The sequence below is a fragment of the Romboutsia maritimum genome (genome assembly GCF_002251085.2).
GTDB classification, from domain to species: Bacteria; Bacillota; Clostridia; order Peptostreptococcales; family Peptostreptococcaceae; genus Romboutsia_B; species Romboutsia_B maritimum.
On sequence record NZ_NOJZ02000003.1, the window covers coordinates 121,599 to 135,606 of the forward strand.

14 protein-coding genes are annotated in these 14,008 nt (G+C 24.8%); all 14 read right to left on the reverse strand.

All coding sequences use genetic code 11. From position 1 onward, the window contains the following. Positions 1–30: 30 nt before the first annotated feature. Positions 31–1,380 (reverse strand): glucose-6-phosphate isomerase, encoded by a 1,350-nt coding sequence (locus CHF27_RS03500; protein WP_095405649.1) that lies wholly within the window; start codon positions 1,378–1,380, stop codon positions 31–33. A 181-nt stretch (positions 1,381–1,561) separates the two neighbouring features. Further along, complete coding sequence (locus CHF27_RS03505; RefSeq protein WP_095405650.1) at positions 1,562–3,190, reverse strand: Na/Pi cotransporter family protein; 1,629 nt, start codon at positions 3,188–3,190, stop codon at positions 1,562–1,564. Between the two features lie 143 nt (positions 3,191–3,333). Continuing rightward, positions 3,334–4,932: an NAD(P)/FAD-dependent oxidoreductase gene (locus tag CHF27_RS03510; protein WP_095405651.1), complete on the reverse strand. Its 1,599-nt coding sequence runs from the start codon at positions 4,930–4,932 to the stop codon at positions 3,334–3,336. Between the two features lie 44 nt (positions 4,933–4,976). Further along, positions 4,977–5,303 carry a hypothetical protein gene (locus tag CHF27_RS03515; RefSeq protein WP_095405652.1) on the reverse strand — a complete coding sequence of 109 codons (327 nt, stop codon included), beginning with the start codon at positions 5,301–5,303 and terminating at the stop codon, positions 4,977–4,979. Between the two features lie 5 nt (positions 5,304–5,308). Next, positions 5,309–5,686, reverse strand: a complete 378-nt coding sequence (locus tag CHF27_RS03520; RefSeq protein WP_095405653.1) for a hypothetical protein — start codon at positions 5,684–5,686, stop codon at positions 5,309–5,311. Positions 5,687–5,910: 224 nt separating this feature from the next. Beyond that, a complete protein-coding gene (locus CHF27_RS03525; RefSeq protein ID WP_199533603.1) occupies positions 5,911–6,945 on the reverse strand; it encodes a YecA family protein in 1,035 nt (344 codons plus the stop codon). Between the two features lie 263 nt (positions 6,946–7,208). After that, a complete protein-coding gene (locus CHF27_RS03530) occupies positions 7,209–7,682 on the reverse strand; it encodes a hypothetical protein (protein WP_095405655.1) in 474 nt (157 codons plus the stop codon). Between the two features lies 1 nt (position 7,683). Then, complete coding sequence (locus CHF27_RS03535; RefSeq protein WP_095405656.1) at positions 7,684–8,118, reverse strand: hypothetical protein; 435 nt, start codon at positions 8,116–8,118, stop codon at positions 7,684–7,686. Beyond that, positions 8,119–8,850, reverse strand: coding sequence for a type IV pilus biogenesis protein PilM (locus CHF27_RS03540; RefSeq protein ID WP_095405657.1), 732 nt, complete (start codon positions 8,848–8,850; stop codon positions 8,119–8,121). A gap of 161 nt (positions 8,851–9,011) precedes the next feature. Continuing rightward, positions 9,012–9,425: a type II secretion system protein gene (locus CHF27_RS03545; protein ID WP_095405658.1), complete on the reverse strand. Its 414-nt coding sequence runs from the start codon at positions 9,423–9,425 to the stop codon at positions 9,012–9,014. A gap of 14 nt (positions 9,426–9,439) precedes the next feature. Next, positions 9,440–10,624, reverse strand: coding sequence for a type II secretion system F family protein (locus CHF27_RS03550; protein WP_095405659.1), 1,185 nt, complete (start codon positions 10,622–10,624; stop codon positions 9,440–9,442). Beyond that, the gene (locus CHF27_RS03555) at positions 10,611–11,993 is read right to left on the reverse strand and encodes a GspE/PulE family protein (protein ID WP_095405660.1); all 1,383 of its coding nucleotides are present in this window, start codon (positions 11,991–11,993) and stop codon (positions 10,611–10,613) included. The genes CHF27_RS03550 and CHF27_RS03555 overlap by 14 nt, the downstream gene beginning before the upstream one ends. Further along, positions 11,965–12,666: a DUF881 domain-containing protein gene (locus CHF27_RS03560; RefSeq protein ID WP_095405661.1), complete on the reverse strand. Its 702-nt coding sequence runs from the start codon at positions 12,664–12,666 to the stop codon at positions 11,965–11,967. The genes CHF27_RS03555 and CHF27_RS03560 overlap by 29 nt, the downstream gene beginning before the upstream one ends. 168 nt (positions 12,667–12,834) lie before the next feature. Beyond that, a complete protein-coding gene (locus CHF27_RS03565) occupies positions 12,835–13,908 on the reverse strand; it encodes a PRK06851 family protein (RefSeq protein WP_095405662.1) in 1,074 nt (357 codons plus the stop codon). Between the last annotated feature and the right edge of the window lie 100 nt (positions 13,909–14,008).

Sequence of the window (14,008 nt, forward strand, 5' to 3'; positions counted from 1 at the left end):
TATAATATTTTAAACTTAATTAAACCTTAACTATTTAAGCCTTTTTTCTAGTTCTTCTTTTTGAATTTCATAACCTGGTTTACCTAATAATGCAAACATATTCTTTTTATACGCTTCTACTCCTGGTTGATCAAACGGATTAACTCCTAATAAATAACCACTTATTGCACATGATTTTTCAAAGAAATAAACAAGATATCCAAAATTATACTCATCTAATCTTGGTATGTTTATTATTAAATTAGGTACTTCCCCATCTGTATGAGCAAGCAATGTTCCTTCAAAAGCTTTTTTATTTACAAAATCCATAGTTTTTCCAGATAAATAGTTTAAACCGTCTAAGTTTGCTTTATCATCTTGTATTGTCATATTTCTTTTAGGCTTTTCTACATTTAAAACTGTTTCAAATAAAATTCTCCTACCTGATTGAACATATTGACCCATAGAGTGTAAATCTGTTGAAAAATCTAAAGATGCTGGAAAAATTCCTTTATTATCCTTACCTTCACTTTCTCCAAATAGTTGTTTCCACCATTCTCCTACATAGTGAAGTTGAGGCTCATAATTTACTAATAATTCTATTTCTTTTCCTTTTCTATCAAGAATATTTCTTACTGTTGCATACTGATAACTATAATTTTTATTTATATCTTTAGTTTTAAGGTCTTCAGAGGCATCATATGCGCCTTTTATCATTTCATCTATATCTAATCCTGCCACAGCTATAGGTAACAATCCAACAGGCGTTAAAACGGAGTAACGTCCTCCTACATCATCTGGTATTATAAAAGTTTCATACCCTTGTTCATCTGCTAATTGTCTAAGTGCTCCTTTTTTAGAATCTGTTGTTGCATAAATTCTTTTAGACGCTTCTTCTTTTCCATATTTATTTTCTATATATTCTTTAAATATTCTAAATGCTATTGCTGGTTCTGTTGTTGTACCTGATTTAGAAATAACATTTATAGATATATCTTTGCCTTCTATTACATCTAATAAATCCATTATATATGTAGAACTTATATTATTACCAACAAAATATATTTCTGGTGATTTTCTATCTTCTTTTGATATATTATTTCTAAAAGAATGTCCTGTCATCTCTATAGCTGCTCTTGCTCCTAAATAAGATCCTCCTATACCTATTACTAATAACACTTCAGAATCAGATTTTATTTTTTGTGCAACTAACTTGATTTTTTTTAATTCTTCTTTATTATAATTTTTAGGAAGATCAACCCATCCTAAAAAATCATTTCCTAGTCCTGTTTTATTATGTATCATGTCATGGGCTACATTTATATAAGGCTGCATAGCATCAACTTCATACTCATTAATAAATCCAACTGCTTTACTATAGTCGAATTTTATTTTTTCCATAAATTTACCTCTTTTCCTTGATAAGTGTATTTAAATTATACCATAAAATCCTAATATATCATCTGTATTATTGTTCAAGATAAACTTACTATATACATTAAAAATTCATTTATATAGTATTATTTCAACTTACTTTAACACAAAACAAAAACTGCCCTTATGTAAGGACAGTTTTTATTTATTAATTGCTTATTAATCTTTGAGATATAACCTGTTGAGCTATATTAACAGCATGATCAGAGATTCTCTCTAAATTAGTTATTATATCTAAATAAATAACTCCGTTATCTATACTACATAAATTATTATTTAATCTATGCATATGATTTGCTCTACAAGATTTTTCCATTATATCAACTTGTTCTTCCATTTTTATTACTTTACAAGCTAAATCTACATTTGAAGTTCTCATAGATTCTAAAGCATATGTATAAGTAGATATAACTTTGTTATACATATCTTTAAGTTCTGTTTTTCCATCTACAGAGAAATCTACATTTGTTTCAATAGCAATCTTAGCTAATTCAGCTATATTCTCAGCATGATCTCCTACTCTTTCAATATCATTTACTGTATTAAATAAAACATCTAAAATTTCTCTTGAATCTTCATTTAAAGGAGCTTTTGAAAGTTTTAATAAGTAATTTAATATTATTTTTTGTAGTGCATTTATATGTTTTTCTCTTTTTAGTGATTTTTCTATCTTTTCATTTGAACTTTCTAGAACACCTTCCATTGCTAAGTTTAAACTATCTTTAGCCTTTTCACCCATTCTTAATGTTTCTTTTATGGTATTAGCTAATGCTATTGAAGGCGTTTCTATCATTCTATCATCTATATACTTAACAGTCTTAGACTCATCATCATCTTCGTCTGTTGATTTATCTGGAACTAATTTAATAGCAAGTTTTATTACAAATTTAGTAAATGGTAATAATATTAAAACTGATATTATATTAAATAATGTATGTGTATTTGCTATTTGTCTAGCTACATTACCTGGGTCTCTGCTAGTAACAAACGAAACTACTGGCCCATTTAAGAATACTAAGAATATGATTGTTCCTATTATATTAAACAGTAAATGCATCATAGCTGCTCTTTTAGCATTCTTATTTGTACCTATACTAGATAATAAAGATGTAACACAAGTACCTATATTTTGTCCATATAGTATTGGTAACGCTGAACTTAAAGGTATAATACCTTCTGATGCTAAAGCTATCAACATCCCCATTGATGCACTTGAACTTTGTACTATAGCTGTTATACCTAATCCTAATAATAGCCCTAGTAATGGATATGTACCAAATGTAACTAATAAATCAGTAAATCCTTGAAAATCCTTTAAAGGTTCTACTGCATCTTTCATAAATTCCATTCCTGTAAATAATATACCGAAACCTATAAGTATTTCTGCTATATGTTTTATTTTAGGTTTATTTCCAAATAAGTATAAAACTATACCTATTCCTAATGCTACCGGAGCTAAACCATCTAAATTAAAAGATACCAACTGAGCAGTTACTGTAGTACCTATATTAGCACCCATTATAACTCCTGCTGCTTGTGGCAAACTCATTATTCCAGCATTTACGAATCCTACAACCATAACTGTAGTTGCACTTGAACTTTGTATTATTGCTGTTACTAACATACCTACTAATACACCCATTATTATATTACTAGTAAGCAACTCTATTATTTTCTTTAATTTTGTCCCTGCTGATTTTTCTAAGGCTTCTCCCATAAGGTTCATACCATATAAGAACAGACCTAGTCCTCCCATAAGACTAATTGCAATTTCCAAATTAACTTCCTCCTTAAGAGATAATATCATGTTCGTCTAAAATTTACGCCTATTGTATTTTATCAAACATAAATAAAATTTAGTGTTAAATGTATGTTAAATATTATAAATACGTTAAGATTTAGTTAATTTTTAAAAATCACTTATTTTTTATTTGAATATTTTTGAATTATCTTTTCTGCACATTTTATACCATCAACAGCAGCAGTTACTATTCCACCTGCATATCCTGCACCTTCACCACAAGGATATAAATTCTTTGTATTAATAGATTCTAAAGTGTTTTCATCTCTAACAATTCTTATTGGTGCAGAAGATCTAGTTTCAACGCCAGTTAAAACTGCATCATGCATAGCAAACCCATGTAATTTTTTATCAAGAGAAACTAATGCTTCTTTCATTGTTCTTGTTACAAAATCAGGTAAGCATTCTCTTAAATCAACAAATTCATATCCTGGTTTATAAGAAGGTTCTACACTTCCTAAGCTTGTACTTATTTTATCATTTAAAAAATCCCCTACTAATTGAACTGGAGCGTTATAATTTTTACCACCTAGTTCAAAAGCTAATTTTTCATATTTTTCTTGGAAGTAAACTCCTGCTAAAGGGTCGTTCCCTTCAAAATCTTCTGGAGTTACGTTAACTAAAAATGCACTATTTGCATTAACTTGATCTCTTGCATGTTCACTCATTCCATTAGTTACTACCTCAAATTCATTAGATGCTGAAGCAATTACAGAACCTCCTGGACACATACAGAAACTATATGCAGTTCTTGAATTTGATGTATGCTCAATCAATCTATAATCTGCAGCACCTAATCGTGGATGATTATAAAATTCCTTATATTGAACTTTATTTATCAACTCTTGAGGATGCTCTATTCTAGCTCCTATTGCAAAAGGTTTTTGTATTATTCTAACCCCTCTACTATTAAGCATTTTATAAGTATCGCGAGCACTATGTCCTATAGCTAAAATAACTGTATCTGCACATATTACTTCTTCTTCATTTATCACTACTGATTTAATTTCATTATTTTCAATTACTACATCTGTAACCTTAGAATCAAATTTAACTTCTCCTCCAAGTCTTACTATCTCTTTTCTAATATTTTTAACTACATTTTTTAATATATCTGTTCCTACATGTGGTTTATATGAATATAAAATTTCATCTGGAGATCCAAAGTTTACAAGTTCTTCTAATACCTTTCTGCATCTTATATCTTTTATTCTAGTTGTAAGTTTTCCGTCTGAAAAAGTACCCGCTCCACCTTCTCCGAATTGAACGTTTGAATTGTTTTTAAATTTTCTATTGTCCCAAAAATTATTTATATCTTTAGTTCTATTGTCTACATCTAATCCTCTTTCTAATAAAAGCGGATTATATCCTCTTTGAGCTAAAAGTAATGCAGCAAACAATCCTGCTGGACCACTTCCTATTATAACTGGTCTATGATTTAAGTTTTCTGTTCCTAATTCTACACCTATATATCTAGTTTCTTTTACCTTAACCACATCTTTTAAGTTCTTATTTAATACAGTTTCCTCATTTTTAATTTGTACATCAACAGTATATACAAATTCTATTTTTCCTTTTTTTCTTGCATCTATAGATTCTTTATAAATATAGTATTTAACTAATTCACTCTCTTTAACTTTTAATTTTTTTAATATAAGTTTTTTTATTACTAATAAATCCTCATCTATTCCTAATTTTATATTAGATATTCTTATCATTAAATTTTCCTTTCTAAAACAAATAATAATTATAAAAGCTAGGATTAAGACCTAGCTTTTATAAACATAACCTCTATATTTTGTTTTTTCAAATCTAGGTCTTCTTCCCAAATCTCTTGTAATATAAATTCTTTAATTTCTTCTTCCGACACACACTGAAGTTTTAAATTTAAATTTCTAACTAAAGCTAATATTTCTACTTGTTTATCAACTTTATTTATATATATAGATTCCAATTTATTTATAACTACTTTTAAGTCGCATACAAATAAATTTTCATCACTTAAATTTATTTCATCATCATACTTATATACTTTAAATTCATATACTCCCTCGTAAGGGTTTATTATCTCTAATCCTACTAAATCCATAATACCTAGTCCTTTTTAGTTATAAGACCTCTTATAACCTTCATATTATTAAACACTTTTTCTAAAAAGTTTTCAGCTTCTTCATTATCTAAAAGAGCTATTTCTAATTGATCATCTTCTGGTATTGACTTAGATTTACAATACTCTTTAGCTACTTCTATTAATTCATTTTTTCCATCTATAGATAAATCAAATTCTTTGTAATCTATTATTATATATTGTTTAGTTTTTTCAGAAATTTTTTCATTGTACCCTATTTCTATATGATAAATAACTGCATATAAGTTATTTGGATTTTCTTCTCCATTGTATACAGGTACAGCTGGATTTGATTTTATAAAATTTGTTGATACCGCTATTGCGCTTCCTAAACTAAGATTCATAGTTATACCTCTTTCTGTATATTATATATTTACTATTTTATACATTATTCGTATATATTAAAACCTTTTTTTATAATTTATATAAAATTTGATTAGAATTTAATTATCTATACTTAATTTTATTATTTTTCTACAAAAATTAAGGAACTATACGCTAATATAATCCCTCAAATTTTATCTTAATATTTTATTTTTATTTATAAATAATTTTAGTTCATAAATTTTTAAGATATTTTTAATTCTTTATATCTTTTTCCTAAAGTACTTGGACTTATTTCGTACTTCTTAGATATTTGAGCTTGAGTTATAGATTGTCCAGCTTCTTTCTTGATATGATACTCAATAGCTGCTGCCCATCCATTTTCAGACCCTTTTACTTCTCCATGAACACTTTTATACTCATTCCAAAATTCTAGACTAGCACCTACATACTCATCATCTACATTTTGCTTAAGCATAGTAGTTACCTTACAATCACCTTCTGTTATTTCAACATTATTAGATTTTTGTATTTTGTCTTCTTTTTGTTTCTTTAAATATTCAGCAACACTTGGATCTAGCAATTGTTGCATATATTTATATAGTATATGTGTATGATGTATTAAGAATGTATTCATATCTTTATATAAATCTTCATACTGATTAAATAAATTCATTATATCATTTACAATAACATCTTTAACCGCATCAGAAATACTTATAGTTATATCGATTAAAATACTTATTCCTTCAATTTCAACCACTCTTGCTATCATACTGCTTCCAACTTTGAAACTCTTAAGTAAGTTTACATCTTCTGTATAAACTTCTTTATCAGTTAAACAATCTTTTAATAATACATTACCCGGTGTAATTTCTTTAACTTGGTAAACACTTACATAAGATTCAAATAAACTTCTTAATATATTTATTTCAAATGTATTTAAAGCATCTTTATTTTCTTCGAAAAATTCAACTGTCATAACTTTTTTGTTTTCCATTATATGGTCTTGCATAAAATAAGTATTAAAGAATCTTTCAAAGTTTTTATTTATTTCTTCATTGTCTACTATATAAAACATTTCTTGAGCTTTTTTATATTCTTCTTTAAATTTCTCTTGTCTTGAATATTCATATATTTTTGTGTATAATTCTGAATATTGTTTTTGTGAAAGATCAACTTTTCTACTTGCTCTTTCTGAAATAACATCTTTATTTAAACAACATCTTTTATATTTTTTACCACTTCCACATGGACATAATTCGTTTCTTCCTAACAATATGAAGTTCACTCCTTTATTTCTAAATTAAAGTACAATTTGTAATTATACCATTTTTTAGCCAATCATTCTATATTTATAATATTATTTTATTAATTTTCTGTATAGTGTTAAGTTTTGGCATAGAATTCAGAGTACTTTAATATAGAACTTCTATAAATTTATTCCATATTCCTTTGAAATTTTCGTATTAACGTCCTACTATTTCTTCTATTATTTTATCTTAATCGATAATTGTTGTTTAATTTATATACACTTTTTATTTATACGACTTTAAGTGTCATTATACATTCCACTATATTATCCTCTTCATTGTTAATTGATGCTTTCCTTATTTCTAAATTTTCAACAAACTTGTCTAAATTTAAATTTTTCAGTTTATCTCCTATTTTAAATACCTCATCTATATTTCCTATAACTTTTAATTCTATATTTGATATATTATTATCTTCTCCTAAATTTATATTTTTACTTATATAGTTTATCTTAACTATATCTCTTAAAGATTTTTCTATTTTCAAAACAATATCATCTTTACTTTTAGGTTTATCTGTATTTACATTTTTCTGTTTTTTATCATTATCATCATTTAATTTATTTACTACTTCTTGTTTTTTAATTTGTAAATTTAATTTTTTATTTTCTATAGGATTAATTACAATTAAATTAATTATAAAACCTACTATTAAAACAAGTACAATTTTAATAAATTGCTTTTCTGATTTGTTAATATTCATATTATACTCCCATCTGAAAATCTACAGTAAAAATATAATTATCAACATTATTTTTCAATGTATTTATAGAAAAATTTTTTATGTTTTTTTCATGCTTAATTCTATTTATCTCTTCTAAACTTTGACATATTCCTTCTATCTCTACAACTGATTTTTTAACAATAAATCTATTAATATTAGATTCTCCTATTAAATCATATATAGACTTAATTTTATTAAAGTCTATATATGATTTATGTATTACTGGTTCTTCATTATTTATTTTAGATTCATTATTATTTAAATAATTTTCTAATTTTTTAATAGATTGAATACCCAGAATAAGCTTAAATATTAATACTAAGATCAAAAAAAATATTAATATCTTAGTTGTTTTACTATATTTATTTAATTGATTATACCCAGTAAAAAAATCTATAGTTTTTTCTTTTACCACTTAAATTATCATCCCTATACTATTTATATATTTTATACTTTCATCATAAACACTTTCATTTTCTCTCAATAAATTCATTTTCATATTTAATTTTAATGGCTCAATTTTAAATAAATCACTGCAATGATTTTCAATAAATTGATATCCTTCTCCATAATAATATCCATTTTCAAAATCACTAATAATCTTATTTAGTGATTCAAATGACTCAATATTTTTAGGCATTACATATGATTCATATACCTTATAATTTTTAACTATGCTCATTATCAATTCATCATATTTAGATTCTATAAATACTCCATTTCCATCAAAATTATTTACTAAATTTAAATTTATTAACTTTTGCAAAATGTTAAAATTTATGTTTAATGTTTGTTGTTTCATGTTTAACATTTTTGAAATATCACAGCATATATCTAAGATATATTTTGGTACTAAAATAACCTGCACATTTAATTCATTATTGTCTATATCTAAAACTATATACTTCAATATATAATCTTCTATATTTATAGGTATATATTGACTAATTTCAAATTTTATCAAACCTATAATGTCTTTTCTTTTTTTTGGTTTAATAATTTTTAAATTTCTAATAATCACTTTATTATTTTGTAAGTTATAATGTATTTTTTTATAAAATTTCCCACATGAATCAATTTCATTTTTTAAAAATTTAGCAACTGTATTTAAATATGTTTTTTTATTTACCTCATCTACTGAAAACATTTGATGTTCTAGAACATCAAACTTTATTTGTTGAATATTAAATTTTTCTATGTAAATATTATTAGTAGTTTTTCTTAAAACAGTTGACTTTATAAAATCATCATTTATTTCTATATTAACTATTCTTTTTATAATAATACCTCCTAAAAAAACTTAAATTATTAATTTTTATTCTTTTCGATAACTTTTGGATAAAATGATTTTTCATCCAACGTTACCTTTACCAAATCCTCTTTTTTCCCATTTTCATCTGTTTTATCTACTTTAACTACAAAATCATTTTTACTACTTTGTGCTTTTGGTACAATTGACAAATATCCATTCTTTTCAAGATCGTTTAAATCTATATTCCCACCATCTCCTGGAGTAATAGCTTCTTCATTTAAAGCCATTATTGTTGCTGTTGCAATATTTGAAGCAGTAATATAGTCTGCATTTAATTGTGCATTTTTTTGAGCCTTTTCATACTTAACTAATGCTACACTTGATAATATTCCTAATATAGTTACTACCATAACCATTTCAACTAAAGTAAAACCTCTTCTTTTTTTATCTTTTTCGTTTATTTTTTTCATAATTTACCTCCTATTTATACAGCCATTACCGCATCAAACATAGGCATAACCATTGCTATAATACATGCACCTATGATTACCCCTATAATTATAGTAATTACAGGTTCTACTAATTTCATGCTTTGCTGTATTTTTATATCTAACTCATTCTCATAAAATTCATTTATTGTATTTAAACTCTCTTCTAGTCTTCCACTTTCTTCACCTATATTTATCATAGATATAAATAATTCAGGAAATACATTTGCCAAGTTTAAAGACTCTCCAATTTTATGACCTTTTTTTATAGAATCACTTGCTTTCATAATTCTTTCATATATAAAATTATTATCTATAACACCTGCAGATATATTAATTGCATCTATAATTTGTATTCCACTACTCGTGAGTATTGATAAAGTTCTAGCAAATCTAGTTGTAGTCACAAGTTGTGTTATGTCTTTTATAAATGGTACTTTTATTTTTAATTTATTAACTAAATATGTTAATTTTTTATTTGTTTTTAAAGTATAAAAAATAAATATATTTAGCATTAAGATTGAAATTATTACATATCTTAAGTTATTCTTTAAGAATATAGATATGTTTATTAATATTTTGGTGAATAACGGTGGTGATATATTGTTATTTGTAAATATAGTTTGAAAGCTTGGTATTATTGATGTCAATACAAATAACATAGATATTATAGAAATTATTATCAGTATTATAGGATATATTAATATTGTTTTTATTTTAGATTTTAGTGTATGTTCTTTACTATAATAATAAGATAGATTGTCCATAACTTTATCTAAGTTACCACTAACCTCTCCTACTTTAATTATGCTCATAAAGAATTTAGAAAATATGTTTGTTCTTTGAAATGATTCTGTTATAGAATTTCCTATTTGAATATAACTAGATATATTGCTTAATAAATTACTAATTTTTCTTTTTGATTGCTTTTTTAATATATATAATAGCTTTGTGAATTCACATCCTGATCTGAGTAATATACTCATTTCTTTACAAAGTATTTTTATTTCCTTATCTTTTAATTTATTACCTTTTTTTATTATTTGATTTTCTTTTATAGATACAATTTTTAAATTATTATTATTTGCATACTCAACTATGTCATTTTTTGATTCTAAATTAAATTTAATAACCTTTCGAATATTATAAGTATCATAAACTACACATTTATAAGATTTCATTTAACATCATACACTCTTCTAATGTAGTTATGTTTTTATTTATTATTTTTTTACAGCTTTCTTCGAAAGTTATCATTCCATTACTTATTCCAATTTCTTTTATAGTTTTAGAATCATTCATGTTTCTTATGCAACTTCTTATTTCATCATTTATTTCTAATATTTCATATATTGCTGTTCTTCCATAGTATCCCTTTCCATTACATTTTTTACATCCTACAGCTACTTTTGTACTAACCTCTCCATCAAAATCATCTTTTATTATTAAGTCATGGCTACAACTATTGCACACTTTCCTTACTAATCTTTGAGATATTACACCTATTAAAGATGCATTTATTAAATATGGAGGTATCTGCATGTCTATTAGTCTTGCTATAGATGATATTGAATCATTTGTATGCATTGTACTTATCACTAAATGACCTGTTATAGCTGCTCTTACAGCTATTTGAGCGGTTTCTATGTCTCTTATTTCTCCTACCATAATTATATCTGGATCTTGTCTTAATATAGATCTAAGACCTGTTTCAAAGGTTAATCCGATTTTATTATTTACTTGAATTTGATTTATTCCATCCATCTTATATTCTACAGGATTTTCTATAGTCATTATATTTTTACTTATATTTTTCAAATCATTTAATATAGAATATACAGTGGTTGTTTTTCCACTTCCTGTTGGACCTGTAACTAACAATATACCTGATCTCTTGTTTATTATTCTTTTTATTAAATTTACTGCTTCTTTAGAAAAACCTAATTCTTCTTTATTCTTTAAAAATTTTTCTCTATTAAGTATTCTTAATACAATTTTTTCTCCGTAAACAGTTGGTATAGATGAAGCTCTAATATCTATAAATCTATCATCCAGTTTAATATCAACTCTTCCATCTTGAGGTAATCTTTTTTCAGTAATATCCATAGATACTGCTAATTTTATTACATAAGATAGTGGAGAATATAATTCTATTAAAAATCTTGAAATTTCTTTTAATTCTCCATCTATTCTCATTCTTATCTTTAAATAGTCTTTAAATGGTTCTATATGTATGTCGCTTGAGTTCTCTTCTACTGCTTTTTTTAAAATTTTTTCAAATAATTTTCTTGCATAATCCTCATCTAATTTAATAGTATTATTATAATAAGTTTCTATTTTTTCGTTTATAGTCTGTTCACTTTGAGTATTAAATATAATATTCATACCTGTAGCTAATTTTAAATCCTGCATAGCATATATGTTTTCTTTTTCTATTCCAACTATTAAATTATCATCTTTTATCTCTATAGGAAATACACTATATTTTCTTGCTAATTTTTCCGGAATTAACATAGTCAAGTTATTTTCCTCTAATATTATCTTCCTCATCCTCCATATATTTAAGTTTATTAGATATAGCTAATTTATTTATTACTATGTCATCATTAATTTTTAAGTCTACCTTTATAGGATAATTACTTTGTATGTTTTTTAAATAACCACTTCCTTTATTCATATAATTAGTTAATTTTTCAATATCACCTATACACTTAATTTCATATGGTGGTGCTATTGGTGTAGAATTTATGTTAATATGACTTCCTGCTAACACTACCTCAGAATACTGATTTATTCTTTGTTCATTTATAGATATGTATTTACTTCCATTTATTTTTAATTCATTTATTATATTAATTAGTATTTTGTTGTAATCTATAAAATTTGATATATTGCCTGTTTTCTCATCTATAGCATCTATTTTCAATGTCAATCCTTTACCCTTTACATCTGTATAAGATAAAATTTCCTTTAACTTTTGTACCTTTTTTACTTTATCTAAGTCATTATATTCTTTATTTAAATTTTCTATTTGCGAATCTAAATTTTCTTTTTCCTTTCTTAATTTTTTTATAGATTTACTTGTAACTTTTTTTTCTTTTTTTATTAAATCATCTTTACTTATATAGTCATTTTTATTAGCTTTATAATCTCTAAATACTATCCCTATCAGTATCCCTAATATTAGGCTCACTAGTATTATCAACATATACTTTTTTTTCATACATCTTACTCCCTATATTTTCCTTTTTTATAATTAATTTTTTAGATCATTTTATATTCATTTTAATCTTATTTGCAATAAATATCTATATAAAGGTTATTTTTATATACAAGTAAAGAGTTATCTAAAATATAAATAATTTAGATAACTCTCTTACTTAGTAATTATTTACTTTTCATATTTTAAAATTCTCTTAATTAATTGATTTTTTAATTCTTCTATTTCATCAAATTTCATATTTGGAATATAGTAATTTTCTATTACATCATGCTGAGCTTTAGCTCTTTTTAAATTTAAAATAGCATAGCTTATAAGTTCATCAAAAATATTTTTGTCAAAATTTATATCTTTTTCATAGTTTATTAATTTACTATTATTTATACACTCTTTTAAATTAATTTCATTATTTCCTTCAAATATTTTACTAGTTGTAATTCCTAAATTTAAATCCTTAATTAATATAGTTTCTATTTTTTCAGGTATAAGTGGATAGTGGTAAACTTCTACACACATGCCTTTTTCAACTGCTTTCTCATATACTTTCTTTAAAAAAGTAGTTCGCCCAGTTCCAATTTCTCCATTTAAATAGTGTACTTTATCTACTTGACTTAAAATACTGTCTGTATAATCTATACATCCAATAGGAGTTATAGCGGTTCCAAATAAATGTCTTTCTTTTATATATTCTCCTGTACTATTTATATTTCTAAATAACTCGTCTATAATTTTTTCAGTTAATTCATTTATTTTGCCAAAATCCATACAATCTTTATATTTTTCTTCTATATCACAATATATAGGTTCTGAAGCTTTTAAAAATCTATACGCCCTTTTAAAACTATCTCCTATTTCTTTATTGCACTTTACTATTTCATTTTTACTTTTTACTAGTTCCTCTAAATCCCAATAATTGCCCAAGTTTACTATTTCATCAATAGCTCCAGGATTTTTAGGATCGACAATATGAGGAGCTGTTGCATCCAATAACACTACTCCTAATTTTTTTATTAAGACTCCATCTAATGAACTTGGATCTGATGTACAATAAAATAATTCAACATCATAACCTTTTTCTATAAATTCTTTTCCTATTTTTTTCATCAACGATGATTTACCTACTCCAGGACCTCCTTTTAAACAAAAAATTCTATTAACATTTTTAGGTATTATGTTGTCAAAAAGTGGATAAGAACCCTTTGAGGAATTTGCTCCCGGAAATATTTTCCTTTTTTTACCTTCCATTTTGTTGCCCCCTTACATTTTTTCTATATTAATAAGATATTAATTAATCGATAAATTTGTTACTCCTTACTTTTTTAATTACTACATATTAATTAAGTAT

Excerpts from the sequence above, each read along its gene's own strand:
- CHF27_RS03500 (WP_095405649.1), bottom strand. The coding sequence starts at position 1,380 with ATGGAAAAAATAAAATTCGACTATAGTAAAGCAGTTGGATTTATTAAT.
- CHF27_RS03510 (WP_095405651.1), bottom strand. The coding sequence starts at position 4,932 with ATGATAAGAATATCTAATATAAAATTAGGAATAGATGAGGATTTATTA.
- CHF27_RS03515 (WP_095405652.1), bottom strand. The coding sequence starts at position 5,303 with ATGGATTTAGTAGGATTAGAGATAATAAACCCTTACGAGGGAGTATAT.
- CHF27_RS03520 (WP_095405653.1), bottom strand. The coding sequence starts at position 5,686 with ATGAATCTTAGTTTAGGAAGCGCAATAGCGGTATCAACAAATTTTATA.
- CHF27_RS03530 (WP_095405655.1), bottom strand. The coding sequence starts at position 7,682 with ATGAATATTAACAAATCAGAAAAGCAATTTATTAAAATTGTACTTGTT.
- CHF27_RS03540 (WP_095405657.1), bottom strand. The coding sequence starts at position 8,850 with ATGTTTTCAGTAGATGAGGTAAATAAAAAAACATATTTAAATACAGTT.
- CHF27_RS03545 (WP_095405658.1), bottom strand. The coding sequence starts at position 9,425 with ATGAAAAAAATAAACGAAAAAGATAAAAAAAGAAGAGGTTTTACTTTA.
- CHF27_RS03550 (WP_095405659.1), bottom strand. The coding sequence starts at position 10,624 with ATGAAATCTTATAAATGTGTAGTTTATGATACTTATAATATTCGAAAG.
- CHF27_RS03555 (WP_095405660.1), bottom strand. The coding sequence starts at position 11,993 with ATGAGGAAGATAATATTAGAGGAAAATAACTTGACTATGTTAATTCCG.
- CHF27_RS03560 (WP_095405661.1), bottom strand. The coding sequence starts at position 12,666 with ATGAAAAAAAAGTATATGTTGATAATACTAGTGAGCCTAATATTAGGG.
- CHF27_RS03565 (WP_095405662.1), bottom strand. The coding sequence starts at position 13,908 with ATGGAAGGTAAAAAAAGGAAAATATTTCCGGGAGCAAATTCCTCAAAG.